This window comes from Psychrobacter sp. W2-37-MNA-CIBAN-0211 (genome assembly GCF_040309405.1).
Taxonomy (GTDB): Bacteria; Pseudomonadota; Gammaproteobacteria; order Pseudomonadales; family Moraxellaceae; genus Psychrobacter; species Psychrobacter glaciei.
The window spans coordinates 1-257 of the sequence record NZ_JBEOOU010000371.1; the positions used below are offsets into that span (position 1 = coordinate 1).

Sequence of the window (257 nt, forward strand, 5' to 3'; positions counted from 1 at the left end):
TCTCATTAGGGTCAAGCATGCTTGTTTCTACAATCTCTTCTACTTCGACGATAGTAATTTTGCCAGCCATCGCACAGTCTGGATTGAAGTTACGCGCGGTTTTACTGAATATCAAATTACCTGCTTTATCTGCTTTTTGTGCTTTTATGAGCGATACATCAGCGCGCAATGTATGTTCAAGTATATAAGTACGTCCGTCGAAATCACGCGTTTCTTTGCCTTCGGCGACGAGCGTACCGACGCCAGTCGCCGTGTAG

1 protein-coding gene is annotated in these 257 nt (G+C 45.1%); it reads right to left on the reverse strand.

Features of this window, described 5'->3' with window-relative positions:
• A partial coding sequence (locus AAEY72_RS15540; RefSeq protein ID WP_352311509.1) for a CoA transferase subunit A occupies positions 1–257 on the reverse strand: 257 nt, incomplete at both ends.